Source organism: Pseudomonas sp. HAR-UPW-AIA-41 (assembly GCF_002304225.1).
Taxonomy (GTDB): Bacteria; Pseudomonadota; Gammaproteobacteria; order Pseudomonadales; family Pseudomonadaceae; genus Aquipseudomonas.
In genome coordinates this window covers 43,367-68,964 of the sequence record NZ_NSLB01000006.1, presented here as the reverse complement: position 1 = coordinate 68,964, position 25,598 = coordinate 43,367, and the positions used below count along the sequence as shown (strand labels likewise).

General features: G+C 62.5%; 25 protein-coding genes. 14 read left to right on the top strand and 11 right to left on the bottom strand.

Annotated elements, in window-relative coordinates:
* The first annotated feature begins 6 nt into the window (after window positions 1–6).
* From CK486_RS12820 to CK486_RS12800, 5 genes are all read left to right on the top strand, one after another.
* Window positions 7–618, top strand: a complete 612-nt coding sequence (locus CK486_RS12820) for a hypothetical protein (protein ID WP_176481706.1) — start codon at window positions 7–9, stop codon at window positions 616–618.
* Window positions 619–702: 84 nt separating this feature from the next.
* Complete coding sequence (locus CK486_RS12815) at window positions 703–1,755, top strand: RNA methyltransferase (protein ID WP_095940708.1); 1,053 nt, start codon at window positions 703–705, stop codon at window positions 1,753–1,755.
* Entirely contained in the window at window positions 1,752–2,666 is a 915-nt protein-coding gene (locus CK486_RS12810) for an endonuclease/exonuclease/phosphatase family protein (RefSeq protein WP_095940707.1), read from the top strand. Before CK486_RS12815 ends, CK486_RS12810 begins: the two co-directional genes overlap by 4 nt.
* 1 nt (window position 2,667) lies before the next feature.
* Entirely contained in the window at window positions 2,668–3,972 is a 1,305-nt protein-coding gene (locus tag CK486_RS12805; protein WP_095940706.1) for a leucine-rich repeat-containing protein kinase family protein, read from the top strand.
* Between the two features lie 103 nt (window positions 3,973–4,075).
* Complete coding sequence (locus CK486_RS12800) at window positions 4,076–5,668, top strand: choice-of-anchor I family protein (RefSeq protein WP_095940705.1); 1,593 nt, start codon at window positions 4,076–4,078, stop codon at window positions 5,666–5,668.
* A 77-nt stretch (window positions 5,669–5,745) separates the two neighbouring features.
* Here the strand turns inward: CK486_RS12800 and CK486_RS12795 are convergent, their stop codons facing one another.
* From CK486_RS12795 to CK486_RS12770, 6 genes are all read right to left on the bottom strand, one after another.
* On the bottom strand, window positions 5,746–6,252 hold the full coding sequence (locus CK486_RS12795; RefSeq protein ID WP_141248908.1) for a hypothetical protein: 507 nt from the start codon (window positions 6,250–6,252) through the stop codon (window positions 5,746–5,748).
* 135 nt (window positions 6,253–6,387) lie between these two features.
* On the bottom strand, window positions 6,388–7,620 hold the full coding sequence (locus CK486_RS12790; RefSeq protein WP_141248907.1) for a YncE family protein: 1,233 nt from the start codon (window positions 7,618–7,620) through the stop codon (window positions 6,388–6,390).
* A gap of 470 nt (window positions 7,621–8,090) precedes the next feature.
* Window positions 8,091–8,432, bottom strand: coding sequence for a cupin domain-containing protein (locus tag CK486_RS12785; RefSeq protein WP_095940703.1), 342 nt, complete (start codon window positions 8,430–8,432; stop codon window positions 8,091–8,093).
* A gap of 54 nt (window positions 8,433–8,486) precedes the next feature.
* The gene (locus tag CK486_RS12780) at window positions 8,487–9,893 is read right to left on the bottom strand and encodes an FAD-binding oxidoreductase (protein ID WP_095940702.1); all 1,407 of its coding nucleotides are present in this window, start codon (window positions 9,891–9,893) and stop codon (window positions 8,487–8,489) included.
* A 66-nt stretch (window positions 9,894–9,959) separates the two neighbouring features.
* Window positions 9,960–10,766, bottom strand: coding sequence for a nuclear transport factor 2 family protein (locus tag CK486_RS12775; protein WP_095940701.1), 807 nt, complete (start codon window positions 10,764–10,766; stop codon window positions 9,960–9,962).
* Window positions 10,767–10,768: 2 nt separating this feature from the next.
* The gene (locus CK486_RS12770; protein WP_095940700.1) at window positions 10,769–11,539 is read right to left on the bottom strand and encodes an ABC transporter substrate-binding protein; all 771 of its coding nucleotides are present in this window, start codon (window positions 11,537–11,539) and stop codon (window positions 10,769–10,771) included.
* Window positions 11,540–11,720: 181 nt separating this feature from the next.
* Between CK486_RS12770 and CK486_RS12765 the strand changes: the two genes are divergently transcribed.
* Window positions 11,721–12,701, top strand: coding sequence for a GGDEF domain-containing protein (locus CK486_RS12765; protein ID WP_095940699.1), 981 nt, complete (start codon window positions 11,721–11,723; stop codon window positions 12,699–12,701).
* A 179-nt stretch (window positions 12,702–12,880) separates the two neighbouring features.
* Here CK486_RS12765 and CK486_RS12760 read toward each other — a convergent pair whose 3' ends face one another.
* The 3 genes from CK486_RS12760 to CK486_RS12750 all read right to left on the bottom strand — a co-directional run bounded on the left by CK486_RS12760 (window position 12,881) and on the right by CK486_RS12750 (window position 17,653).
* A complete protein-coding gene (locus tag CK486_RS12760) occupies window positions 12,881–15,025 on the bottom strand; it encodes a 3-hydroxyacyl-CoA dehydrogenase NAD-binding domain-containing protein (protein ID WP_095940698.1) in 2,145 nt (714 codons plus the stop codon).
* 15 nt (window positions 15,026–15,040) lie between these two features.
* Window positions 15,041–16,246 (bottom strand): acetyl-CoA C-acetyltransferase, encoded by a 1,206-nt coding sequence (locus tag CK486_RS12755; RefSeq protein ID WP_095940697.1) that lies wholly within the window; start codon window positions 16,244–16,246, stop codon window positions 15,041–15,043.
* Between the two features lie 519 nt (window positions 16,247–16,765).
* Window positions 16,766–17,653 (bottom strand): AEC family transporter, encoded by an 888-nt coding sequence (locus CK486_RS12750; RefSeq protein ID WP_095940696.1) that lies wholly within the window; start codon window positions 17,651–17,653, stop codon window positions 16,766–16,768.
* 138 nt (window positions 17,654–17,791) lie between these two features.
* On the opposite strand from CK486_RS12750, the gene CK486_RS12745 reads away from it, so the two are divergent.
* The 8 genes from CK486_RS12745 to blaOXA all read left to right on the top strand — a co-directional run bounded on the left by CK486_RS12745 (window position 17,792) and on the right by blaOXA (window position 23,304).
* Window positions 17,792–18,577, top strand: a complete 786-nt coding sequence (locus CK486_RS12745; RefSeq protein WP_176481705.1) for an ABC transporter substrate-binding protein — start codon at window positions 17,792–17,794, stop codon at window positions 18,575–18,577.
* 257 nt (window positions 18,578–18,834) lie between these two features.
* Window positions 18,835–19,230, top strand: a complete 396-nt coding sequence (locus CK486_RS12740) for a rhodanese-like domain-containing protein (RefSeq protein WP_095940694.1) — start codon at window positions 18,835–18,837, stop codon at window positions 19,228–19,230.
* Complete coding sequence (locus tag CK486_RS12735; RefSeq protein WP_095940693.1) at window positions 19,212–20,009, top strand: cytochrome c; 798 nt, start codon at window positions 19,212–19,214, stop codon at window positions 20,007–20,009. The genes CK486_RS12740 and CK486_RS12735 overlap by 19 nt, the downstream gene beginning before the upstream one ends.
* Window positions 20,010–20,292: 283 nt before the next feature.
* A complete protein-coding gene (locus tag CK486_RS12730; protein WP_095940692.1) occupies window positions 20,293–20,655 on the top strand; it encodes a hypothetical protein in 363 nt (120 codons plus the stop codon).
* A 91-nt stretch (window positions 20,656–20,746) separates the two neighbouring features.
* Complete coding sequence (locus CK486_RS12725) at window positions 20,747–21,106, top strand: VOC family protein (protein ID WP_095940691.1); 360 nt, start codon at window positions 20,747–20,749, stop codon at window positions 21,104–21,106.
* Between the two features lie 232 nt (window positions 21,107–21,338).
* A complete protein-coding gene (locus CK486_RS12720) occupies window positions 21,339–21,995 on the top strand; it encodes a hypothetical protein (RefSeq protein WP_095940690.1) in 657 nt (218 codons plus the stop codon).
* Window positions 21,996–22,095: 100 nt separating this feature from the next.
* Window positions 22,096–22,503 (top strand): MAPEG family protein, encoded by a 408-nt coding sequence (locus CK486_RS12715; RefSeq protein WP_095940689.1) that lies wholly within the window; start codon window positions 22,096–22,098, stop codon window positions 22,501–22,503.
* A 6-nt stretch (window positions 22,504–22,509) separates the two neighbouring features.
* Window positions 22,510–23,304, top strand: coding sequence for a class D beta-lactamase (gene blaOXA / locus CK486_RS12710; RefSeq protein WP_095940688.1), 795 nt, complete (start codon window positions 22,510–22,512; stop codon window positions 23,302–23,304).
* Between the two features lie 98 nt (window positions 23,305–23,402).
* Here blaOXA and CK486_RS12705 read toward each other — a convergent pair whose 3' ends face one another.
* Both CK486_RS12705 and CK486_RS12700 read right to left on the bottom strand, forming a co-directional pair.
* Window positions 23,403–24,596: an NAD(P)/FAD-dependent oxidoreductase gene (locus tag CK486_RS12705; protein WP_256574424.1), complete on the bottom strand. Its 1,194-nt coding sequence runs from the start codon at window positions 24,594–24,596 to the stop codon at window positions 23,403–23,405.
* A gap of 243 nt (window positions 24,597–24,839) precedes the next feature.
* Window positions 24,840–25,574 (bottom strand): proteasome-type protease, encoded by a 735-nt coding sequence (locus CK486_RS12700; RefSeq protein WP_095940687.1) that lies wholly within the window; start codon window positions 25,572–25,574, stop codon window positions 24,840–24,842.
* Window positions 25,575–25,598: the final 24 nt, after the last annotated feature.

Here is a 25,598-nt window from a genome sequence, read left to right as displayed (position 1 = left end):
CCGATGATGTCAACGCGCAAACCCTATGCCCTGCTCCTGCTCAGCGCAGCCCTGCTGAGTGCCTGTGCCAGCCAAAGCGATGAACAGGCCTTGAGCAGTGATGTCAGCAGTAGCCAGGTGATCCAGGAAGGTCTTCCCGGCGGCGTCACCACGGAGGTCGAACAGATCCGTGCCGTGGTCACCGCCATCGATCACAGCAAGCGCACCTTTACCCTGCAGGATGCCCAGGGCCATCGCCGCACGCTGCAGGCCGTACCGGAGATGGTCAACTTTCCGCAGCTCAGGGTGGGCGACAAGGTCAGGGCCACCGTTACCATCGAGCGCGTGGTCTTCCTGCGCGAACCGGATGCCGTGGCCACGCCTGATGGTGGTGCTGCCCTGCTCGCCACAGCCCCAGAGGGCAGCAAGCCGGGCATGCTGATGGCGGATACGGTGGAGGTCACCGCTCGGGTCATGGCCATCGACACCACCCAGCACACCGCCACCCTGGTCTTCGCCGATGGCAGTCGCAAGCTGGTCAGGGTGCGTCCCGACGTAGTGCTGAAGACCGAATACCTCAACCGCCAGTTGGTAATCCGCCTGACCTCGGCCCTCGCCATCGGCGTGGAAACCGAGTAACACCCGCTGCCGGGCGGAATCTCCGCCTCCGCCCGGCCTGCGGCGCTTCGCCGCTCTGGCGCACAGTGGTAGCATGCGCGCCCCATGCAGATCTCCGATATTTATCAACGCCTCGCCGACCTCGGCGCCCTGCCTGCCCACAGCGGCCGGGTGGTACGCGCCTGGCTGCAGGGCAAGCCGCTGGACTGCGGCACACGCCGCCAGAGCAGCGAGAACTTTCTGCCCCTCAGTGTGCGCAACGGCCTGCCGGCGCTCAGTGCCGAGCTGGAGCAACTGGCCAGTCTGCGCTCGGAACACCCGGCGGCCGATGGTTCCTCACGCCTGCTGGTCGGCCTGAATGACGGCCAGATGGTCGAGAGCGTGCTGCTGCCGCGTGGCGGCCTGTGCGTATCGAGCCAGGTGGGCTGCGCCGTCGGCTGCCTGTTCTGCATGACCGGCAAGAGCGGCCTGCTGCGTCAGGTCTCAAGCGCCGAAATCGTCGCCCAGGTGGCGCTGGCCCGGCGTTTTCGACCGGTGAAGAAAGTGGTGTTCATGGGCATGGGCGAGCCGGCGCACAACCTCGACAATGTGCTGGCGGCCATCGACCTGCTCGGCACCGACGGCGGCATTGGCCATCGCAATCTGGTGTTTTCCACTGTCGGCGATCCGCGTGTATTCGAGCGGCTGCCGCAGCAGCGGGTCAAGCCGGCGCTGGCCCTGTCTCTGCACACCAGCCGCGCCGAGCTGCGTGAGCAACTGCTGCCACGGGCGCCGAAGATCAGCCCCGAGGAGCTGATGGAGCTGGGCGAAGCCTATGCCCGCCACATTGGCTACCCGATCCAGTACCAGTGGACACTGCTCAAGGGCATCAACGACAGCCAGGAAGAAATGGACGCCATCCTGCGTCTGTTCAAGGGCAAGTACGCGGTGCTCAACCTGATCCCCTACAACAGCCTGGAAGGCGACGACTATGAGCGCCCCGATGGCGAGCGCATCGTGCAGATGGTGCGTTACCTGCACAGCCGTGGCGTGCTGACCAAGGTGCGCAACAGCGCCGGCCAGGACATCGACGGCGGCTGCGGGCAACTGCGTGCGCGTGCTGTCGCAGCCCCCCAGACCAGGGCCGAGCGCATCAAAATCCGCCAGCTGCAGTCATGATCCGACTGCTTGTACTGTGCGCCTCACTCGGTCTGCTATCGCCCTGGCTGACCGAGCTGGCAGCACCTTACTCGGTCCATGCGGCCTGGCTGCTGGATCTGGCCAGCCACTGGCAGTGGCTGCACCTGAGCCTGCTACTGGCAGGCCTAGCCTTGCTGGCCCGGCGCAACGCGCGCTGGCTGCTGCTCGCGCCGCTGGCCGCCCTGCCCTGGCTGAGCGTCACGCCGGCGCTGCCACATGAGACGGGCACGCCGCGTCTGGAGCTGAGCCTGCTCACCGCCAATCTGGCCCAGAGCCGGGATGCCAGTGCACTCAGAGCCCTGCTCGACCGGCAGCCCGTCGACCTCGTATTGCTGCAGGAGGTAACTCCGGCGCTGGCCGAACAGCTGGGGCGCTGGCAAGACTATCCCTACCGGCTGCTGGCACCGGAGGATTCGCCCTTCGGCCTGGCACTGCTGTCGCGCAAGCCTCTGGACGGAGCAAAGGTCAGCATCGACGCCGACGGCATCCCGGCCATCGAATCACGCGTCGTGCTGCCGGGGCAGGCCATCGCCCTGACTGTTGTACACCCCATGCCCCCTCTCTCCCCCTACTGGCACCAGAAGCGCAATATAGGGCTGCAGGTGCTACTGCAGAAAAATGCCGCACATGGCCTGCCTGGGCTAGTCGCCGGCGACTTCAATGCCAGCCCCTGGTCCCAGGCGTTGCGTGGTGTTCTGGCGCTGGGATGGCAACGGGCCAGCGATCTGAGCCCCAGCTGGCCTGCACTCGGACGTGGCTGGCTGGGTATTGCCATCGATCAGGTTGTGGTCAATGGTCCCTGGCGCGTGGCCGATCAAGGCCTGGGGCCGAACCTCGGGTCCGACCACCTGCCGCGCCTTATGCGCCTGCAACTGCTGGAAAAGCACTGACATGCACAGTCTTGAGCAACTTCGCCGCGGCGAACTGACCGGCATCACCCGCCTGGACCTGTCCGCCGATCTGGTGGAGTTCCCGCGGGAAATCTTCGACCTGGCCGACTCGCTGGAGGTGCTCAACCTCTCCGGCAACCACCTGAGCAGCCTGCCCGATGACCTGCCGCGCCTGCACAGGCTGCGCATCCTGTTCTGTTCGGAGAATGCCTTTACCCAGATGCCGGCCGTGCTGGGCCAGTGCCCGCAGCTGGAGATGGTGGGCTTCAAGAGCAATGCCATCGAGCACCTGCCGGCCGCCGCGCTGCCGCCGAAACTGCGCTGGCTGATCCTGACCGACAACCGCCTGACCCACCTGCCGGCGGAGCTGGGCCAGCGCCAGCGCCTGCAGAAGCTGATGCTGGCCGGTAACCAGCTGCGCGAACTGCCGGACAGCCTGGCGCAACTTCACAACCTCGAGCTGCTGCGCATCGCCGCCAACCGGCTGGAGCAGCTGCCGGCTTGGCTGCTGCAACTGCCGCGCCTCAGTTGGCTGGCCTTTGCCGGCAACCCCTGCAGTGACCATGAGGAAAGTCTGAGCCTGGCGCGCCACCCGCATCCTCCGGTGCCGCGCTCGCAACTGGCCCTCGGTGAACTGCTGGGCCAGGGCGCCAGCGGCCTGATTCACCGGGCCACATGGCAGGTGCCGGGGCAAGTTCCACGGGCCATGGCGGTCAAGCTGTTCAAGGGTGCGGTCACCAGTGACGGCCTGCCGCACAGCGAGATGGCCGCGTGCCTGGCGGCCGAGCCGCATGCCAATCTGGCGCGGGTCGTCGGCCCGCTGCAGCAGGAAGCCGGTCAGCCCGATGGCCTGCTGCTGGAACTGATCGATCCGCGTTATCAGGTACTGGCCGGCCCGCCGTCACTGGCCAGCTGCACCCGCGATGTGTATGCCAAGGAGCGCTGCTTCAGCCCTGACCAAGCGCTGCGTATTGCCCGCGGCGTGGCATCCGCTGTGGCCCAGCTGCACGGCGGTGGCATCCTGCACGGTGACCTGTACGCTCATAACCTGCTGGTCGATGCCGCCGGCGACTGCCTGCTCAGCGATTTCGGCGCTGCCTCGTTCTTTGCCCCAGACAGCGCCGAAGGCCTGGCCCTGCAACGCCTGGAAGTGCGCGCCTTCGGCTGCCTGCTCGAAGAGCTGCTGCAACGCAGCGACGCTAGCCTGGCAGAGGCCCTTGAGCCGCTGCTGCAGCGCTGTCTGCACAGCCAGCCAGACCGGCGCCCGCTGTTCGCCGAGATCAGCCGCATCCTGCAAGACGTCTGAGCCCACCGGCCACAAAAGTGTCAGCAAAGCTTCTTTTGTTGGTCATGCCACCGCCACGCCACTCGCACAATCTGCCAGTCCCTACCCTCAGCAGGACTGTCCCATGCGTCTTTCCCGTCTCGCCACGGCACTGGCCATCACCACCGCGCTGACCACACCGGTGCTGGCCAGCAGCCATTCTCACGACTCCAAAGTCACCAATCTCAAGATCACCGCCCTCGGTACTTACCAGAGCGGTCTGTTCGAGCAGGGCGCGGCTGAAATCGTTGCCCACGATGCTCGCAGCCAGCGTCTGTTCGTGGTCAATGCCGCCAGCGGCAAGATTGATGTACTGGATATCCGCCAGCCTGCACAACCTGCCCTGCTCTTCAATATCGACCTGTCGGCCTACGGCAGCTCGGTCAACAGCGTGGCAGTGCATCGTGGCCTGGTTGCGGCCGCCGTGCAGAACACCGTGAAGACCGAGCCCGGTAAGGTCGTGCTGCTCAACGCCGACGGTCAGGTGCAAGGCGCGGTGGATGTCGGCGCCCTGCCCGACATGCTGACCTTCACCCCTGATGGCCGCCGCTTGCTGGTGGCCAACGAAGGCGAGCCGAGCGATGACTACCTGACCGACCCGGAGGGTTCGGTGAGCATTATCGACCTGCCGGCTCGCCTCAGCCGTCTGAGCCAGGCCAATGTCCGCACGGCCGACTTCCGTCAGCTGACTCGTCAGCAACTCGATCCGTCGGTACGCGTGTTCGGCCCGAATGCCAGCGTGGCACAGGATTTCGAGCCGGAATACATCACCGTCAGCAAGGACGGTCAACGCGCTTGGGTAACCCTTCAGGAAAACAATGCCATCGCCGAGATCGACGTACGTCGCGCCCAGGTCAAAGCCGTGCGCGGCCTGGGCTACAAGGATCACAATCTGGCCGGTAACGAGCTGGATGCCAGCGACAAGGACGGCGCCGTAAAGATCCGCAACTGGCCGGTGCGCGGTCTGTACCAACCTGATGCAATCAGCAGCTTCAGCCATCGCGGGCAGACCTACCTGGTCACCGCCAACGAGGGTGATGCCCGGGCCTATGCTGGCTACAGCGAGGAAGTCCGCGTCGGTAGCTCGAGCTACCTGCTCGATCCAACAGCCTTTCCCGAGGCGGCCTCACTCAAGCAGAGCGCCAATCTCGGTCGCCTGACGGTGAGCCGCGCTGGCGGCCTGAACCCGCAAACTGGCACCTATGACGCCATCTATGCCTTCGGCGCCCGCTCGTTCTCGGTGTGGAACAGCAAGGGGCAGCAGCAGTACGACAGCGGTTCAGACTTCGAGCGCATCACGGCCGAACGTCTGCCGACGCTGTTCAACAGCAACCACAAGGACAACAGCCCGGACGGCCGCAGCGATGACAAGGGCCCGGAGCCGGAGGGCGTCACCGTCAGCGAACTGTGGGGCAAGCCCTATGCCTTTATCGGCCTGGAGCGCATCAGCTGCGTGATGGTCTACGACCTGAGCAACCCCAAGGCGCCGCTCTTCGTCGATCTGGTCAGCAACCGCAACGCCAATGCCCAGCCACCGGCAGCCGAAGCCGGCGATCTGGGCCCTGAGGGCGTGATGGTAATCAGCGCCGCGCACAGCCCGATTCGTGGCGTGCCGCTGCTGGTGGTGGGCAACGAGGTCAGTGGCACAACCACCCTGTACCGCATCGACCGGCGCTGACATCAAGAGCATAAAACGCCGCGATTCCACTCAGGATCGCGGCGTTTTCAATTGTGCCGAGCAGACTTCATCGCCCGTCAATCGTCCTTCTTGCGATACCCATCAGGCAATTCGAACAGGGCGTGATCCTGCCGGCCGAACTGCACGTCCTGCAGCCGTAGGCGTGCCTCAGGCCGACCCGTCTGTTCATCGGCAGGAATCTGCGCCTTGAGCACCAGTCCCTCAGGCGACACCCAGGCATAAGCCACCTGCCGACCTTCATCCATGGGCATGGCGATTTTGCTGACCGGCTGGCCGTCCAGGCGCTCCTCGCCAAGGCGTGTGCCGCGCTGCGGGTCCAACTGACCGGGCAACGACGTCACCGAAGCGTTGGCGACTTCTACTTCCTCGTACAGTTTCTGTTCCGGGATCAGCAGCCAGGCCACGCCTTTGTCGCGCCGGATAATGGTGGTCACGGTCTTGCCGCCCAGGCTTGCATCCTGGCGTTCCCTGTCACCAGCGATGTAGATCCGGTTCAGGAAAGGTCCCGGCACTGTCTCGATATGCTGCACGGCGCTGTATTCAAGGGCCTCACCGGCTGACACAGTGGTCGCCCAACACACGCAGGCCAGCGCCATGGCCCCGAGGCATAACCCGTTTTTCTTCACGCTCGTTCCCCCTCCGGCCGTAAGTACCTCCCGGCATGAGCTGATCATCACCGGGAGGGCACGGGTACTGACTCAGTTCATCCAGTTACCGGGGGCATAACCTTCGCGGATCCGCTGGGGATGGCGGCCGACATCCACGCGGGCCACTTCGCTGCCGCTGGCGTAGTCGATCACCGACATCTGGTCGGTTCCGCTCCAGGACACGTAGCAGCGGTCACCCGCCTTGTTCGAGGTCACCCAGTAGGGCTTCTGCCCGAGCCCCTGCAACAGCTGGTAACCGAAGCTCGCCCGATCCACCACCGCCACATAGTCATCCATGGTGCCGGCCACGCACAGTTTGGTGCCGGCAGCGTTCATGGCGATGCCGTGGTGGGCGGAGTCGTTGACGTACTGCTCCAGCGGCAGGTCGGGCACCAGGTTGGGCAGCTTGGCCAGGCGGGTCACCTTGTCATTGACCATGTCGTACTCGACGAAGCCGTGCAGGAACGACAGCTGGAAGTAGAACAACTTCTCGTCCGGGGTATGCGCCATGGGCCGAACGGCCGGGCTCAGCTTGCCGAGGCCGGCCGCCTTGAGCTTGTCGGCCATGTTGAACTTCTTGATGACCTGATAGTTGCTGGTATCAACCACCTGCACGACCCGCTCACCCTTGGTCCAGTCGAAGAACTGCGGGTCCAGCGGCGTGAACACATAGCCGATGCTGGCGTGATAGATCTTCGAACCGTCTTTGGAATAGACGTTTTCGTGTGGCGAATTGCCGGACTTGAACTTGCCGACCTGCTTGCCGGTGTTGACGTCCAGCACGTGAACCACATTGCCGGTGGAGGCAGACACCGCCACCTTGGTGCCGTCCGGCGACAGGGCCATGTGGTCGGAGCGGTAGCCATCGACCACGAAGCGCCACACCACCTTGCCCGTGGCGATGTCGATGGCCACCACATCGGCGAAGCTCGGCCGAGAGGCGATCAGCAAACGCCCGTCATTGCTGCTGTACATGTCGTCGACCAGTTGGTCGTTGCCTTCGCCGATCAGGTTGCGCACGGCCTGGAAGGCGGTCAGTTTGATCGGGTTGAGGAGGATTTCCCTCATGCGGGCGCGCTTGTCCGGGACCGCGTTGATCAGGCCGATCTTGGCGTAACTGGTGGAATCGAACACGTTGACCGTGCCGTCCCAGTTGTTGCCGACGAAGATGACCGGACGGGACTCGGCCAGGGCTGTACCAGAGGCCGCAAGGCCCAGCGTGGCACCGCCGCCGATGGCCAGCGCGGCCATGGCGTGTTTCAGGGATTTCAGCAATGCGCTCATTGTTGTTGTGCTCCGGTGAGGGTATTGGCGCAGGCAGGCCCGCACTCAGGTGCAAGCCGATTAATCTGCCAACGCTGTCCATCCCCTGATTCCGCACTGGCGCCCGGCTTCTGAAGAAGCCAGGCAGGACTCCGTCCCGGCGGTAATACCTTTGCAGCAAACAACCTTGGCTAACGCGAAGTTACCAACCTCTGCCGGCCAATCCCCCCTCCTTGCGTAGGGGCACCTGATGGTACGTATGTACCAATTATCGGGATTATGAATTTCCGCCCATGGTGAGATGAGGGTGATTTCTGAGCGGCTGCTCCGCAGCTGACTGGTGGCCATGTGAGGCGTAACCGCTCTCTGAATGCCTCGCTAAGCCCAACTGGCTAGAGGCAGCATGAGAGCAACGGTTTTGTTCCATTGGATTGGTGACAAAACCTAGGTTCTGCCAGTCACCAGACCATCACTCTCATAAGCGAAGGAGGCTAGCCAATCAGCACAAAAGTCTTGCGCACTGTCTCATGGATATCCCACACCCCCGTGGTGCCCTGTGGGAAAACAATAGCGTCGCCGGCGCGGATCTCGATCGGCTCGCCGCCGTCCGGGGTGAAGGTGCAGTGCCCACTGATGAAATGACAAAACTCCTGCTGCACGATCTGACGGCGCCAGCGCCCCGGGCTGCACTCCCAGATACCCGCTTCCACACCGTCAGTGCGCTCATCACTGATACAGCGGGTTGCCGCGACCGGGTCGCCTAGCGGCACCGCCACCGGTGTGGCGTCGCCCAGTGCGCAGTCAGCAGTGTCTTTGAAATGGCTAATGTTCACGGTTATCTCCTGCTCTGATTCACATCACGAATTGAATTTGCGTTCACTGCCGACTCAGCGCATGAACCCCTCCATGAAGCTGGCCACGCTCATAGCCAGATGTCGGCGCCAGGGCGCGCTGTGCGGTTTCGCCAGCACCTGGTCCTCGTGGACAAAGCTGCTGATGATCGCGTTGTAACCGAGCCAGCGCAGAGGCTCGGGCTCCCAGCGCGGCAACTGGTCGATAGCCGCCTGCGGCAACACCCAGGGCTGGCGGATCAGCGGTGTATCGTGGCCAAGGATCAGATCGGCCAGGGTGCGCCCGCCCAAGTTGCTGGCACCGACACCCTCCCCGCCGTAACCACCGGACAGGGCAATGCGTTGCTGGCGATCGCACAGCATGTGCGGCTGGAATCGGCGAGCCATGCCAAGGTTGCCGCCCCAGGTATGGGTGATCTCGGCCGCCTTGAGGATCGGAAACAGATCAAGCATCAGGCGCCGGCGCAGGTCGACCTCATCGCTGTCCAACTGGAAGTTTTCGCGCAGCCGCCCACCAAATCGATAGCCGCCTCGGGCGCCAAACACCAGACGATCATCGGCAGTACGCTGTCCATAGGTCACCTGACGACTGGCCTCGCTGAAGGCCTGCCCGCGGGCCAGGCCAATCTCGTTCCAGATACCCTGGGTCAGAGGCTCGGTGGCAATCAGCAGACTCTGCACCGGCAACTGGTGTGGGCTGAGCGCTGGCATTAACGCGGCATAGCCCTCGACGGCGGGCACCAGCCAGTCACAACGCACGCTACCGCCTTGTGTGCGCAATTGACCGGGCTGCCAGTCGAGCACCCGGCTCTGCTCGTAAATCATCACGCCCAGACGTTCGACACAGGCGGCCAGACCGCGAACCAGCTTGGCAGGCTGGATGGTGGCGCAGTGCGGGCTGTACAGCGCTCCCTCGGCGCCATCAACACGCATCTGGCCGGCCAGCTCTTCCGCATTCAGCCAGCGGTAATCGCCTTCACCCTGCCCCAACTCCCGCAGCGCAGCGAGTTGCGCCAGTAGCCGCTGGCGCTGTTCGGGATAGCGTGCCGCACAGTACAGCACGCCGCCCTTGCGGTAATCACAGGCGATGCCTTCATGGCTGAGCACACGTCCGACTTCATCGGGAATGTCGTGCAGCAACGCACTGCTGGCCGCCCGCTCGCCAACAGGCAGGCGGCGAAGCAGGCGCTCGTCGTTAAGCAGGTTACCCATCAGCCAACCGCCATTGCGGCCCGAGGCGCCAAAGCCGGCAATCTCGGCCTCGACCACAACGATGCGCAAGTGCGGGGCCTGCGTCTTCAGGTAGTAGGCAGTCCAGAGCCCGGTGTAGCCGGCGCCAATGATCGCCACATCCGCGTCAACCTCAGCAGTCAGCGGTGCTCGCGGCGTCAGCGGCTCATCAAGCTGATCCAGCCACAGGCTGATTTGGCGCCACTCGCTCATGTGGGTTACTCCATCGTCTCGGACTCAACAATGGAGAGAGCCTAATCGCAGGCAGACAATGCTGTCTTACGTGCGTGCCCGCGTGGAAAAATCCCGCAGGTAAGCCTTGGGCGTCATGCCTGTACGCTCACGAAAACACTTGTAGAAAGCCGACAGCGAATTGAATCCTGCGGCAAAGGCCAGCTCATCAATTCGTGTCAGATCCGACTGAGCATCAAGACTGTCGAGTAGATACTGCAACCGGGCCTGATTGACGTAGCGATAAAAGCTCTGTCCCAACACCTGATTGAGCAGATGAGATATCTGATTGCGGCTGTAGCCAGTAGCCAAAGCCACTTGCTGCAAGTCCAGTTCTGGATTGAGAAAGGGCTGCTGCCGCTGAAAGTAGTCCTGCAGGTCCTGAGCCAGTTGACTCAACTGGCGCGGAGACAGGCCAAGGCGACTGGTGGCCGGCCGTGTACCTGCGGTGACGTAGCCCGGGCGCGCCTCATGCACCAGCGTGGCGTACTCATTGATCCTCCAGATGAGGTCATCCCGAACGGTAATGGCCTCACCAGTACGAAACGACACCAGGCCATCACCACCCTGCAGGCGAAACTGATATTGGATGAATGCGGTATGTCCATCGATGCGGATCCGATCAACATGCTCCAGCAACTCACCCGGCCGCCGAGGCAAATTCTGCTCCAGATACTCGCGCAGTTCTGGCAGTCGCATACAGCGCTGCTGAAAGAAATCGTTGTATTCCACGTCCGGGTGATAAAGCGCCAGAACCGCTTCCAGATCGCGTGCTTTCCAACTCAGGTGGTATCGCAAAATGGTGGCGCGGGTACGCTCGGTCTGCGCCGCATCATCGGCTATGTCCAACGGCATATTCACAGCGCAACCGCGTGATTGAATGGCGCCACAGGCGCATGGGCCAGGCGGTAGTCTTCCAGTATCCGCGACCAACTGCCATCTGCCTGCATCTCCTGAAAATGCCGGTTCATCTCACGAGACAGGCTCGTGGCATCAATCAGCATCGGGCTGGCGGCAATGTAGCTGCGGGTACTGCTGAGCGGTGGTCCGAATTGCAAGGCAGGCAAGTCAGCAGGCCACAGATAACGGATACGTTGCTCGATTTCATACCAGGCCACCACCCGACCGGCCTTGAGCAACTCGACGGCTTGCTGCGGCTGATTTACCTCGATTACCTGCTGATACTCGCTGCGCAAGGCCTTGAGTTCGTCTGCACGCGGCGTGGCAGCCATGACGGCGACCGGTCCTGCCTTCAGCGCATCGCTCAGGCTGTTGAAGCGGTGCTCAGGGCTGGCCAGCAAGTATGGCGTTGGCAGCACTTCCAGCAGCCAGAAAAAAAGCTCTTCACGTTCTGAGTTGCGGCCGAGGTTTAGAACAATGCCCTGCGGGTCTTCAGCCATTACCCACTGAACCCGACGCCAGGGCACGCTCTTGTACACACACTCACGCTGCATGCGCCGGCACAGCTCGTCCATCAACTCCCCAAAAACACCACGCTCGCCAGGCTGATCATCGGCGAACGGCATTTGTCCCGCCCCCACATAGACATGCAAAGGCTCACTGGCAGTGGCCATTCCAGCCATGGCACCCAGCAACACACCGCACAACCGGTTGAGAATGGCGTTCACCGTAACTCCCTGGCGAGAACAGGTATCAACTGCAAACCCTAACTGGTACTTGTGTACCCGATCAACTGCTGTCTTCTTGATTCGAATCAGTTACTTGGGCCTACCTGTGGCCTTTAATGATGGCACAATAGCTCCATGTTCTTAACGCCTCGGTCAAGATAGCCGAGCACCGGAGCCTAGCATGCAATTGCTGGAAGCCATTGAATCCATCAGTCGTCAGCGTTCGGTGGAAACCGTTGAACTGGCACTGTTGCAAACCCTCGGGCAAAACTTCAGCGAAGTCGAAGAAGCCTTGCTGCTGGTCGAGCACGATGGCCGTCTGTGGATCAGCAGCCACTGGTACTCCGGTCGACTGTGCAGTAGCGAGCGTCTGGAGCTGCTCAGTGACCCGCAACGTCTGTTGGTGGCACGTGAGGCTCTGTTACAGGGACACGCCCGTGAGGGCGATAATCAGGCCTGGCGCCTGGCTACCCAGGATACGCCGACGCAACTGCTGCTGCTCTGCGGCGAACAGTTACATGACGATGGCCAACGCGCTCTGCGCAGCCTGATCACCATCGTCGAGAATTTCTCCCGTCTGCTCAGCGAGAAGAACCGCGACCGCCTTACCGGCCTGCTCAACCGCCATCAACTGGAAGAACGCATCCTGCATGCCCTCGCCCTGGCCGAGGACAATGCGCTGAATCAGGAACGACGCAGCCGTCAGCGTCATCCCAGCTGGCTGGCGATCCTCGATATCGACCACTTCAAGCAGATCAACGATACCTACGGCCACCTGTTCGGTGACGAGGTGCTTTTGCTCGTCAGCCGCCTGATGGCCGACTGCTTCCGACGCGAGGATCAGTTGTTCCGCTACGGCGGCGAGGAGTTCGTCATTCTGCTCAGCGACCTGGATGCACACGAGGCTCATCTGGTGCTGGAGCGCTTCCGCCGCCTGCTGAGCGAACATGACTTCCCGCAACTCAAGGGGCTGACCGTCAGCATCGGTTACACCCGTATCGGTGACCAGGGCAGTGCCTCGGCCGTGCTCGGACAGGCTGACCAGGCGCTCTACTGGGCCAAACAGAACGGACGCAACCGCCTCGCTGACTACACCGAGTTGCTCGAAAACGGTGAGCTACAGGGTGTGCCAAGCAGCAGCGGCAGCATCGATCTGTTCTGAGACGAGCACCTTAGTTTGTAGGTTGGGTTGAGGAGCCATGCGACGAAGCCCAACAAAGCAGGCTGTTCATGTTGGGCTTCGCTGCGCTCAACGCCAACCTACAAGCCCATGCCGCTCAGCAACGGAACATAGGCATAAAAAAACCGGCCACCAGGGCCGGTTTTTTATTGGCATAGGGCTTAGAACTGCTCGCCCTTGGCCGCCTTTTCCAGCAACAGGGCCGGCGGCAGGAAACGCTCGCCGTACTGCTCGGCCAGGTATTGGGCGCGGGCGACGAAGTCCTTCACCCCGTACTGGTTGATGTACTGCAGAGCCCCACCGGTCCACGCAGCAAAGCCGATGCCGAAGATCGAGCCGATATTGGCATCGGCGGTCGACAGCAATACGCCCTCCTCAACGCAGCGCACGGTCTCGATCGCCTGGATAAACAGGATCCGGTCACGCACGTCCTCCTGGGAGATCTGCGCATCACGCTTCTCGAAGCGGGCCTTGAGCTCCGGCCACAGGTGCTTCTTGCCGCCCGCCGGGTAGTCGTAGAAACCGCCACCGGCGGCTTTGCCCGGACGCTTGTACTCCTGCAGCATCAGATCGATCACGGCGAAGGCCGGGTGCTCGGGAATGGCTTTGCCTTCGGCAGCGAGGTCGGCCACGGTCTGCTTGCGGATGTGATCCATCAGGCTCATCGACACTTCGTCGCTGATCGCCAGCGGGCCCACCGGCATGCCGGCCTTGCGCGCCTCGGCCTCGATCATCGCCGCGCTCACGCCCTCGCCGAGCATGGCGATGCCTTCGTTGGTGAAGGTGCCGAACACGCGGGAGGTGAAGAAGCCACGGCTGTCGTTGACCACGATCGGGGTCTTCTTGATCTGCAGCACGTAGTCGAAGCCGCGCGCCAGAGTCTCGTCGCTGGTCTTCTCGCCCTTGATGATTTCCACCAGCGGCATCTTGTCGACCGGACTGAAGAAGTGCAGACCGATGAATTTCTCCGGTTTGGCCACAGCCGTCGCCAGACCGGTGATCGGCAGGGTCGAGGTGTTGGACGCAATCACAGCATCGGCCAGCGCGGCGCTCTCAGCGGCGGCGGTGACCTTGGCCTTGAGGTTGCGGTCCTCGAACACCGCTTCGATGATCAGGTCGCAACCCTCGAAGTCGGCCTCGCTGTCGGTGGCCTTGATCCGGGCCAGGAAGGCATCGCGCTTCTCGGTCGTCATGTGGCCACGGGACACTTTCTTGTCGAGCAGCTTGGCCGAGTAGCTCTTGCCCTTCTCCGCTGCTTCCACGGACACATCCTTGAGCACCACCTCGATGCCGGCCGCGGCCGACACATAGGCAATACCGGCGCCCATCATGCCGGCACCCAGTACGCCAACCTTTTTGGTCTGGTACTTGGGATAACCCTGCGGACGCGAACTGCCGGCGTTGATGTCGTTCAGCTGGAACCAGAAGGTGCCAATCATGTTCTTGGCGACCTGGCCGGTGGTCAGCTCGGTGAAGTAGCGCGCCTCGATCAGCTGCGCGGTGTCGAAGTCCACCTGCGCGCCTTCCACGGCGGCGCACATGATCTTCTCCGGCGCCGGGAAGCAGCCCTTGGTCTTGTCACGCAGCACGCTCGGGGCGATGGCCAGCATCTGCGCCACGCTCGGGGTGCTCGGCGTGCCACCCGGGATCTTGTAGCCCTTCACATCCCACGGCTGTACCGCGGCAGGGTTGGCGGCGATCCAGGCACGGGCCTTGGCCAGCATCTCATCGGTGTTCTCGGCCAGATCGTGGATCAGGCCGGCCTTGAGTGCGGCGTCCGGGCGTACCTTCTTGCCTTCGGCCAGGTACGGCAGGGCCTTCTCCAGACCGAGGATGCGCACCATGCGCACCACGCCGCCACCGCCCGGCAGCAGACCGAGGGTCACTTCCGGCAGGCCGATCTGGATGCTGGCGTCGTTCAGGGCGATTCGGTGATGGCAGGCCAGGGCGATTTCCCAGCCGCCGCCGAGGGCCGCGCCATTGATGGCGGCCACCACCGGCTTGCCCAGGGTTTCCAGGCGGCGCAGCTGGCCCTTGATGTTGAGGATCATGTCGTAGAACGGCTTGGCATCGGCCTTTGTGACCTTGATCAGTTCGTTCAGGTCGCCGCCGGCGAAGAAGGTCTTCTTCGCGGAGGTGAGGATGACCCCGGCGACGGAGTCCTTCTCGGCTTCCAGGCGCTCGACAATCTTGCCCATGGCCTCGCGGTACACCGCGTTCATGGTGTTGGCGCTCTGGCCGGGCATGTCCATGGTCAGGACGACGATATTGTCCTGGCCCTTTTCGTAACGGATGGCGTCAGTCATTGTTCTTCTCCCGGCTCACACGCGCTCAATAATGGTGGCAATGCCCATACCGCCGCCCACGCAGAGGGTGGCGAGGCCGTAGCGCAGATTGCGCTTCTCCAGCTCGTCGAGCAGGGTGCCGAGGATGGCGCAACCGGTGGCGCCCAGCGGGTGGCCCATGGCGATGGAGCCGCCGTTGACGTTGACCTTGTCCTCACTCACGCCCATGTCCTTCATGAACTTCATGACGACGGAGGCAAACGCCTCGTTGACCTCGAACAGGTCGATGTCTTCCACCGACAGGCCGGCCTTGGCCAGCGCCTTGCGGGTGGCTGGCGCCGGGCCGGTGAGCATGATGGTCGGGTCGGTACTGGTCACCGCGGTGGCGACGATGCGCGCACGGGGTTTGAGGCCCAGCTCCTTGCCCTTGGCTTCGGAGCCGATCAGCATCAGCGCCGCACCATCGACGATGCCCGAGCTGTTGCCCGGCGTGTGCACATGGTTGATGCGCTCGACGTGGGAGTACTTGCGCAGGGCCGTGGCGTCGAAGCCCATCTGCCCCATCATCTCGAAGCTGGCCTTGAGCTTGCCCAGGCCCTCCAGCGTGCTGTCGCCACGGATAAATTCATCGTGGTCGAGGATGACGATGCCGTTCTGATCGGTCACCGGCACCAGGGATTTCTTGAAGGAGCCATCGGCGCTGGCGCGGGCGGCCTTCTGCTGCGAACGCAGGGCGAAGCTGTCGACGTCTTGACGGGAGAAGCCTTCGAGGGTGGCAATCAGGTCCGCGCCCACGCCTTGTGGCACGAAGTTGGTGTGCATGTTGGTCGCCGGGTCCATCGCCCAGGCGCCGCCATCGGAGCCCATGGGAATGCGCGACATGGATTCCACGCCGCCGACCACCACCAGGTCCTCGAAGCCCGAACGCACCTTCATGGCGCCGAGGTTCACCGCCTCCAGACCCGAGGCGCAGAAACGGTTGAGTTGCACGCCCGACACGGTTTCATCCCAGTCGGCCACCAGCGCGGCGGTCTTGGCGATATCGGCGCCCTGGTCACCCACCGGGGTCACGCAGCCCAGGACGATATCGTCGACCTGGCTGGTATCCAGCGCGTTGCGCTTCTCCAGAGCCTTGAGCAGGCCGGCCACCAGATCGACCGGCTTGACGCTGTGCAGCGCGCCGTCCTTCTTGCCCTTGCCGCGCGGCGTGCGCACGGCATCGAAAATATAAGCTTCGGTCATGGCGTTCTCTCGTCTTGACGTTGTTCTAGGAGCACACCGGCAGGCGGTTGCGTGGTTCCCTACCTTACGCGCACGGCAAGCCCACTCAATGACCGAAATGCTCAGGGCGATTGACCGCTCGGCTCAGACGAATGGTCAATCCGCACGCTAGAGCGGCCCAGACGGGGGGTTAGGAGGAGATGGCAGAAGGCCGCTGGCCTTTGTTGCAAAGGGTTCTAAAGGCCGCCCGGCGCGGGCTTAGACTCAAAACCGTAGTAAGCAGCCTAGTCAGCCGCTGCGGGCCTTCCCTCCCCCGGCGGCTTTTTCTTCCCCGCTGCTGTGACGCCACAAGGTTGCTGGCAGTCGCAAGGCCATAGCACGCGAACAAGAACAAAAGGCATTGAGCCATGGTTAAACCACACAAAGCCCGGCAGGCCAGCTACATCGTGTTTGCCACGACGCTGATCCTGATCCTTCCCAATCTGGCCGGTCTGGTCAGTTAACCCGAACCCGCCCGCAGCCGCAGGACGGCGTGGCCGATCACTGCAGCGCGGGCAGCCACCACCACAGCAATACCGGCAGCCAGACGAAAGCCAGCAGCGTGGAACAGAACACCAAACTGGCCACTTCCTGCGGCGCCCGGTTGGCCTTCAGTGCAAACAGGTAGTTGAACACCGCCACCGGCATTGCCGACTGCACCACCAGCACGCCATGGGCCAGCGGCGGCAGTTCCAGCCAGCTGCCAATCAGCCAGCCCAGCGTCGTCCCCGCCAGCAGACGCAACCCGCCCAGCGCAAAGCCCCGCCCAAGATGTTGGGGGCGGATGCTCGCCAGCGCCACGCCCAGAGTCAGCAGCATCAGCGGAATGGTCAGGCCGGCGAGCAGATTGAGGCTATTGGCCAGCCACAACGGCAGCTGCCACTGGAACATCAGCATCGGTACCGCCAGCAACAGGCTGAGCATGATCGGGTTGGCCCACAGCCGGCGCGCCGAGCGCTCGGCGCCGGAGAGAAACAGCCCCACGCTGAAATGCCCTACCGAGAGCACCAGAAAGATCGCCACGGCAAAGGCCAGGCCCTGCTCGCCAAAGGCATACAAAGACACCGGCAGGCCCATGTTGCCGACATTGGGAAAGAGAAACGCCGGCACCAGCGCGCGCCAGTCCAGTCCTGACAGCCGGCTGAACAACAGACCGAGCAAGCCCATGCCGAGTGTTACCAGCAGCACCGCCAGCGCCATCTGGCTGAACGCCGCCGGATCCTGCTCGGCACGGCTCAGCGTGGTCAGCACCAGACAGGGCGTGCCGATATTCAGCACCAGCCGGGTGACGAACTCGGTCGGGTAATCATGCCCGGAGCGGGCCCACACATAGCCGATCCCGGCGGCCAGCAACACGGGCGCCATCACGGCAAACAACTGCGCCAACATAACCACCGGCTCCTCAAAAATGCAGCATGATAGCCGCCCAGGGAGACGAGCCGAAGGCTTCAGCAAGCGCCTGTGCGACATTCAACCGAGTTGAGTGACTACAACTGTGCCATGCTTTTTCCACTCAGGAGGGCTTGGATGAAGCGGACGCTGCCACTACTTCGGGCTGTAGCCATCGGGCTGTTTTTCAGCTGGCCGGGAAGCGCAGCAGCCCAAGACGCAACACTGGTACTCGGCGCCGACCCTTGGTGCCCGATGGTCTGTGCCGACGCCCCTGAAAGCCCGGGCTTCATGGTTGAGGCCGCACAGCAGGCACTGGCCCGCCACGGCTACCGGGTTGAGTACCGCAACATGCCCTGGAGCCGCGCCCTGGTCAGCGTGGAACAAGGCAAGATCGACGGTCTGCTGGGCGCCAACCACTACCGCGAAGCCATCGTCATACTGCCCGAGCACAGTTACTTCTGGAGCCAGATGGGCTACGCCCAGCACATGCGCCAGCCACAAGTGAAAGACCTGTCCGATGCCAGCCTGACCGGCCTGCACTTCCAGCTGATCCAGGACTACGATTACGCCGGCACCACGCCACTAGGCCCCTGGCTAAGCACGCACTCTCAGCAGGTCAGCTACAACAAAGGCACTGACCTGCTGCCGCGCATGCTCAACCTGATCATGCGCGGCCGGGGCGATATCACTCTGGATAACCTGGCTGTCCTGCAATACACCCTCAAGAGTCTCAACCTGCAGGACAGCTTCTACACCGCTCCCGTCAGCGAACCCAACAAGGTCTACATCGGCATTTCGCGCCGGCACCCCAAGGCTCAACAGATCGCCGAACTGCTTGATCGGGAGATGCTGACCATGCGCGAAAACGGCCAGTTGCAGGCACTGCTGCTCAAGTACGGAGTGACCACATCGCTGCACTGAGGCACTTGCAACACTGCCCACATCATCAAGGCTCAACGATCCCCCAGCTCAGCATTCTGCTTATCCCCGCGACTGCCTCAGTCCGACGAACCGGAAGCTCGGATTGGCGACCAGATAAGCCAGTACAGCACCGGACAACCACTGAAACAGACGCAGGCGAACGGCAAACAATTGCACCAAGATTGCGCTGAGCTCCCGCAAAAAAAGCGGCATGATAAAGCTCTGCCCCGCACTAGATTTGCCGCCCGGAGATCATCATGCCGCTGAAATCCCGTCTCGCTGCCCTTCTCCTGCCCCTTCTTGCCAGCACGGCCCAGGCTGGGGATATCGACCAGGGGGCAGCCCTCACGCAACTGGCCAAGCCCGGCACCCTGCTGATCGATGTGCGCAGCGCCGGCGAGTTCGCCAGCGGTGCTCTGCCCGGCGCCCAAAACATCAGCCACGAGCAGATCGCCGAACAGATCAGCCGCGTGGCGCCGGAAAAATCCAAGTCCATCGTCCTGTATTGCCGCAGCGGCCGCCGCTCGGGGCTGGCTCAGGATGCCCTGCAGGCACTGGGCTACCAGCAGGTGATCAACGCCGGCGGCATCGATAGCCTCAAGGCAGCCCAACAGGCCAAAACCCCGGAGGCCGCATGCACGCAAAACTGCTGAGCAGTCTGTTGCTGCTTACCGCCCTGCCCCTGTCTGCTGCCGAACTGCTGCTGGAGATCAATGGCCAGCAGACCCGCTACAGCACCGAGCAACTGCTGAAGCAGGCGCAAGCCATTCGCATACCAGACGATGTGGCCTACAAGCGTGCCATGACCTACCAGGCCGTGCCGGTAGCCAGCCTGCTGCCAGGCGTGAGCGCCGGCGACCAGCTGCAGGCCGTGGCCAGTGACGGCTTTGCCGCCGAACTGCCGGCCGCACCGCTGCTCAACCGTGAAGGCGCCCGCGCCTGGGTCGCCATCGAAGACCCGGCCAAACCCTGGCCAAAGCTGAGCAACAACAAACCCAGCGCCGGGCCGTTCTATCTGGTGTGGACCGACCCGCAGGCGGGCCAGATCGGCCCCGAGCAATGGCCGTTTCAGATGGTAAGCCTGCGTCAGGTGCAGAGCCTGGCCGAGCGATTTCCAGCGCTGCTGCCGGCGGCGGATGCCGGCACCGAGGTTCAGGCTGGTTTTGCCCAGTTCCAGAAGCACTGCCTGGCCTGCCACCGCCTGAACGGTGCCGGCGACTCAGCCTTCGGCCCGGACCTGAATATCCCCCACAACCCCACCGAATACTTCAGCGCCGATTTCCTGCCCCGCTATATCCGCGACCCGCAGTCCCTCCGCCGCTGGCCACAGGCACGCATGCCCGGTTTCAGCCAACAGACGCTGGCCGACACCGAACTGCAGCAACTGCTCGCCTACCTGCGCCATATGGCCACACGCAAAGTTCAGCCCTGAACCGCAGTCCGGCTTTACCCAAGCCGGATCGCCGCGTTATGGTCGCGCAATGGCCCTATGCCAATGAAGGGAATCATCCGCCAACAGGGAAAGTTGTGTTCAGCCCTCTGCCACCCTTCCGGTAAAAGCCACATAAGCTGTCGCGTTTGCTTGAGTCGCTGTCCCTTTTGTTATTCCGCAAGCTTGGGAAAACAATCGGTTAGCGAAGGCCTTAGCGTGTTATGCGACATTTTCAGGAACGTTATGCGACAGAAATGTCGCCTAATAGTAGTTAGGGCTACACATGAAATTAATCTTCGCTGCGTTTTTGGCAATGGTTAGCCAGTTCGTCTATGCAGGTTATGATCTCCATATTACTAAAAAAGATTTTTGGGCTGACGAGAACGGCCCCTGCATAAGTCGTGAGGAATGGAATAATTACGTAAAAACGGACAGCCAAATCCAGCGCGACGATAAAAACTCAACAGATGATTTCTTAGTGTCTCTTGAGCTTGAGCAATTCCCTATTTGGTACAACCCCGACCTTTGCGAAATTTACACCAAGAACCCATCTGAAAACGCCATTAATAAACTCATAAAAATTTCTGAAGTTCTCGGCGCAAGAGTTCAAGGCGATGACGGCGAAAGTTATCCACTCACACCCTAACTAGTGGTTCAAACCGTTCGCTTCGCTCACTGGGACGGGCTAAAGCCCGCCCCTTAACCAAACGTTATGCAACTGAAACAGAGACGACCTTATGAGCGAACACGGAAAACTGAACTACGTTGAGTTTCCTTCACCAGACTTACAGTCCACGAAACTGTTCTTTGAGAGGGCTTTTGGCTGGTCGTTCATAGACTACGGCCCCGAGTACGCCGCCTTTTCCGGTCAAGGCCTCGACGGTGGTTTCTTCAAGGCAAACCTGTGCTCCAGCACAGCCAACGGAGCTGCTCTGCTGGTGTTCTTCAGCAATGACCTTGAGCGCACACTTGGCAAAGTTACCGAGGCCGGTGGCAGCATCATAAAACCGATATTCAGCTTCCCCGGTGGCCGGCGCTTTCATTTCACTGAGCCTGGCGGTAACGAGTTTGCAGTCTGGTCCGATACAGGTGCCTAGCGTATGGGCTGGTTCCGCCTTCAGTGCAGTTTCAGGTTTCTGCGGCTACACCAGCTCATGTTTTCAACGATCACAGACTATCAAGCTCTCCCAGAATGAAGCAGAGTCTCACTTCATCCGTTCGGCTTTCGGAATGCCTCGCATGACAAACACACCATTTCCCCTCAAAAAACGGTCTCTCTGGTTGTGGCTGGTTACGGCTTGCCTGGCATTGCCACTGCACGCGGGCGACATGCGCGCCTGGGGGCCTGAGCAGGCTACGGGTGCGCCGAACAGCCAGGGGCCCGGCGATCTGGAGAGTGCCTGGGCTTCGCTGACTGAAGACGGCCGGGACGAATGGTTGCTGCTGGAATACCTCAACGCGGTCGAGCCTGCACAGCTGCGGGTTTTTGAAACCTTTAACCCGGGTGCTGTGGTCAAGATCACGGCGCTGGATGCTGACGATAAGGAAAGCCTGCTGTGGGAGGGCACGGACCCGCTGCGCAATGGCCCGCCCGCAGGTGTTGCTGAATTTGCCCTGAACTCAGCGGCCGCCACCCAGCGTATCAAGCTCTATCTCGCCTCGCGTGAAGTCGCTGGTTGGAATGAAATCGATGCCGTTGAGTTGCTGGCCAAGGATGGCAGTCGCCAATGGGCTCATCTCGCACGCGCGAGCTCTACCTACGCCGAGCCGGCCCCTGTTGCCACCACAACGCGCGTGGCGGATGAATTCAGTCCCTATCTGGACCAGCCCGTAGTCGTACTGATGGAAGACAGCAGCAAGGTCCACGGGGTGTTACTCAGCAGCGGCAAGGACTTCCTAATACTGCGAGCCGACAGAAACAGCCGCGTACTCATGCTCAACAAAAGCAAGATCCTCACGCTCGAAATCGTCGGTGGTAGGGACTGATACCAAACACCGCCCTGCTCTGGTACTGATCAAAGCTGGCAACGGAGCCCTGTCGCCAGCTGCTATACCGACTGCATCCCCCGCGATGATGGAGTCGGCCATGAACGCATCCCTGCTTGCCCTGACCGGTTTTGTAACCTGGACCTTGCTCCTGCTGGTGCTGATGGAAAGCCTGCGCAGCCGCCTGGTACTGCTCAAGGCAGTGCCCTCCAACGGCTTTCAGCCAGATAACGGTAACCTCTCGCCCTTCATGCAGCGCCTGGCGCGGGCCCACGCCAATTGCCTGGAAGGCTTGCCGGTGTTCGGTGGCTTGCTGATGATTGCCTCGCTCAGCGGGCAAACCGCAATCACGGACCCGCTGGCTCTCCTGCTGCTGGGCGCGCGCGTGGTTCAGTCGCTGATTCATCTGGCCTCCTTGTCAGTCATGGCGGTGAATCTGCGCTTCACGGCCTTTGCCGTGCAGATGCTGATTGCGCTCTACTGGGCCTTCGCCCTTCTCACGAGCTGATCATCCATGCCCCATCCCCTGCTCCGCTGGTTCTGCTGTGTGTTTCTGCTCAGCCAGATCACCCTCGCCCACGCCGAAGACGCCGAGCTGGCCCACCTGTTCCGCGAGGCAGGCGCCAGCGGAACCCTGCTGATCGAATCGGCCAAAAGTGGTCAGCGTTATGTGCACAACGCCACGCGGGCGGCCCAGCCGTTTACCGCCGCTTCCACCTTCAAAGTGCTGAACAGCCTGATCGGCCTGCAACAGGGTGCGGTCAGCGGCCCCGAGGCGGTATTCCGCTGGGATGGCACGCACTATGAGATGCCGGACTGGAACCGCGATCAGACGCTGGCCAGCGCCTTTCGCCTGAGCTGTGTGTGGTGCTATCAGCAACTGGCCCGACGCGTGGGTGCGGCGGTGTACCCCGCGTATATCCGCGAAGCGGGTTTCGGCCAGTTGCGCGAGCCTTTTGTGGTCGATCAGTTCTGGCTGGACGGTTCGCTAACCGTCAGTGCCGAACAGCAGGTGGCCTTTCTCAGGCAGGTGGCGCTGCACAAGCTGCCGTACCGGGCGCAAAGCTATGCGGCGCTGGAGACCATAATGCTGGCCGAGCAGACGCCGCAGTACCGGTTGTATGCGAAAACCGGCTGGAGCGCCCGAGCCACGCCGGGCACGGGCTGGTACGTGGGTTATGTGAAGAGTGAACGCGACATCTGGCTGTTTGCCCTGAACATCGACACCCGCAGCGCGGACGACCTGCCGCTGCGCCAGTCCATTGTTCGCGCGGCGCTTACGGCCAAGGGCATTCTGCCGGCACCGTAGGTTGGGTTGAGCGTCGCGAAGCCCAACGTGCGGGAATGATCCGTTGGGCTTCGTCGCGTGGCGACTCAACCCAACCTACGGGCTGAGCCGCAGGGGAATCAGGCGTACTGGGCGGCGGCGAAGGCGGAAGCCCAGGCCCACTGGAAGTTGAAGCCGCCCAGCTGGCCGCTCACATCCAGCACCTCGCCGATGAAGTAGAGCCCCGGCGCCTTCTGCGACTCCATGGTCTTGGACGACACCTCGCGGGTGTCCACCCCGCCCAGAGTGACCTCGGCGGTGCGGTAGCCCTCGGTGCCGGCCGGGACGAAACGCCAGTCTGCCAGCCGTCCGGCTACGGTCTGCAGCTCAGCCGGCGTGTATTGCTTGAGCGGTTTGGAGACGAACCACTGCTCGGCCAGAAGGCCGGCCATCTTCTTGGTGAACAGCTCGCCCAGCACGGTTTTCAGCTCGCTGTTGGGCCGCTCGGCCTGCTGCGCCGGCAGCCACTCGGCGAGGTCCAGGTGCGGCAGCAGGTTGATGCTGACCTCGTCGCCCGGCTGCCAGTAGGAGGAAATCTGCAGAATGGCCGGGCCGCTCAGACCGCGGTGGGTGAACAGGATGTTTTCCTTGAAGCTCTGGCCGTTGCAGCTGACCAGGCAATCCTCCACCGAGGTGCCGGAGAGTTCGCTGCACAGCGCCTTGAGCTGGGGTTCGGTAATGGTGAACGGCACCAGCGCGGCTCGGGTCGGCAGCACTTGATGGCCGAACTGGCGGGCGACCTGATAACCGAAGCCACTGGCGCCCAGGGTGGGAATCGACAGGCCGCCGGTGGCAATTACCAGCGACTGGCAGGTGTAGGTGCCGGCACTGGTTTCCAGGCGGTAGCCGCCGCCCTCGAGCGCGGCAATCTCGCTGACCGAAGTATCCAGCTGCAGACGGGCGCCGGCCTGGTCGCACTCATCCAGCAGCAGGCCGAGGATGTCGCTGGATTTGTGGTCGCAGAACAGCTGGCCGAGCTTCTTCTCGTGATAGGCCACGCCGTGCTTGGCGACCAGCTCGATGAAGTCCCACTGGGTGTAGCGCGCCAGTGCCGACTTGCAGAAATGCGGGTTGGCCGAGAGGAAGTTGGCCGGCTCGCAGTACATGTTGGTGAAGTTGCAGCGGCCACCGCCGGACATGAGGATTTTTTTGCCGGGCTTGTTGGCGTGATCAAGTACCAGTACGCGGCGGCCACGCTGGGCGGCGGTGAAGGCGCACATCAGCCCTGCGGCACCGGCGCCGATGATGATCACGTCTGCTTGCTGCTTGCTCACCCACTGGCCCTCTGCTGGCGCAGCCCTGCGCTGCGGCGCGCATCTTACCCGATTGCGCACCGCCTGCTGACGATCACCATTAGAGACGGAACGTAAAGAGCGAAGCAGGCTTTTGAAAACGTTGGCGAGGCAGCTAGCGCAAGGCAAAAACAGGCAAAAAAGCGCAGTTTACGAATGGTAAATGAGTATTTTGAGCCTGGTTTTAACGCCGCGATGGCAACGCAGGTAGTTTTCAACAGCCTGCTAGCGCCAGTAGTCGTCGGGCAGTTCCGGCAACTCCCCGAGCAACTGGCGCAGACCGGCGCCCCAGAAGGCGCGGATACTCTCGAAATAGGCATCGCCCTCGCTGACCCGGTAGCCTTCGGGAATCACCAGTGAGCCGGCGCGGTACACCAACACATCCAGCGGCATGCCCACCGAGAGATTGCTGCGGATGGTCGAATCGAAGGAAATCAGCGCACAGCGCAATGCCTGCTCCAGGGGCGTGCCGTGCTGCAGCGCGCGGTCGAGGATGGGCTTGCCGTACTTGCTCTCGCCAATCTGGAAGTACGGCGTGTCGCGGGTGGCCTCGATGAAGTTGCCCTGCGGGTAGAGGTTGAACAGGCCGGGGGCCGCTCCGCGAATCTGCCCGCCGAGCAGGAAGGAACAGCCAAGATCAACGCCCTGCCCCAGACTCGGGCCGCTGTCGCGTTCCAGCACTTCGCGCAGGGTCGCGCCCACCAGACTGGCCGCGTCGAACAGCGTCGGGACGTTGTGCAGGTGCGCGCCCTCGCCGCCCAGCCGGTGACGCAGCAGGCTGATCACCGACTGCGAGGTGGCCAGGTTACCGGCACTCTGCAGCACGATCAGCCGCTCGCCCGGCACGCCAAAGACGTGCAGCTTGCGGAAAGTCGCAATGTGATCGACCCCGGCGTTGGTGCGCGAGTCGGAGACGAACACCAGGCCATCGGCCAGGTTCATGGCAACGCAATAGGTCATAACACCTCGCAGAGCGGCCTGAGG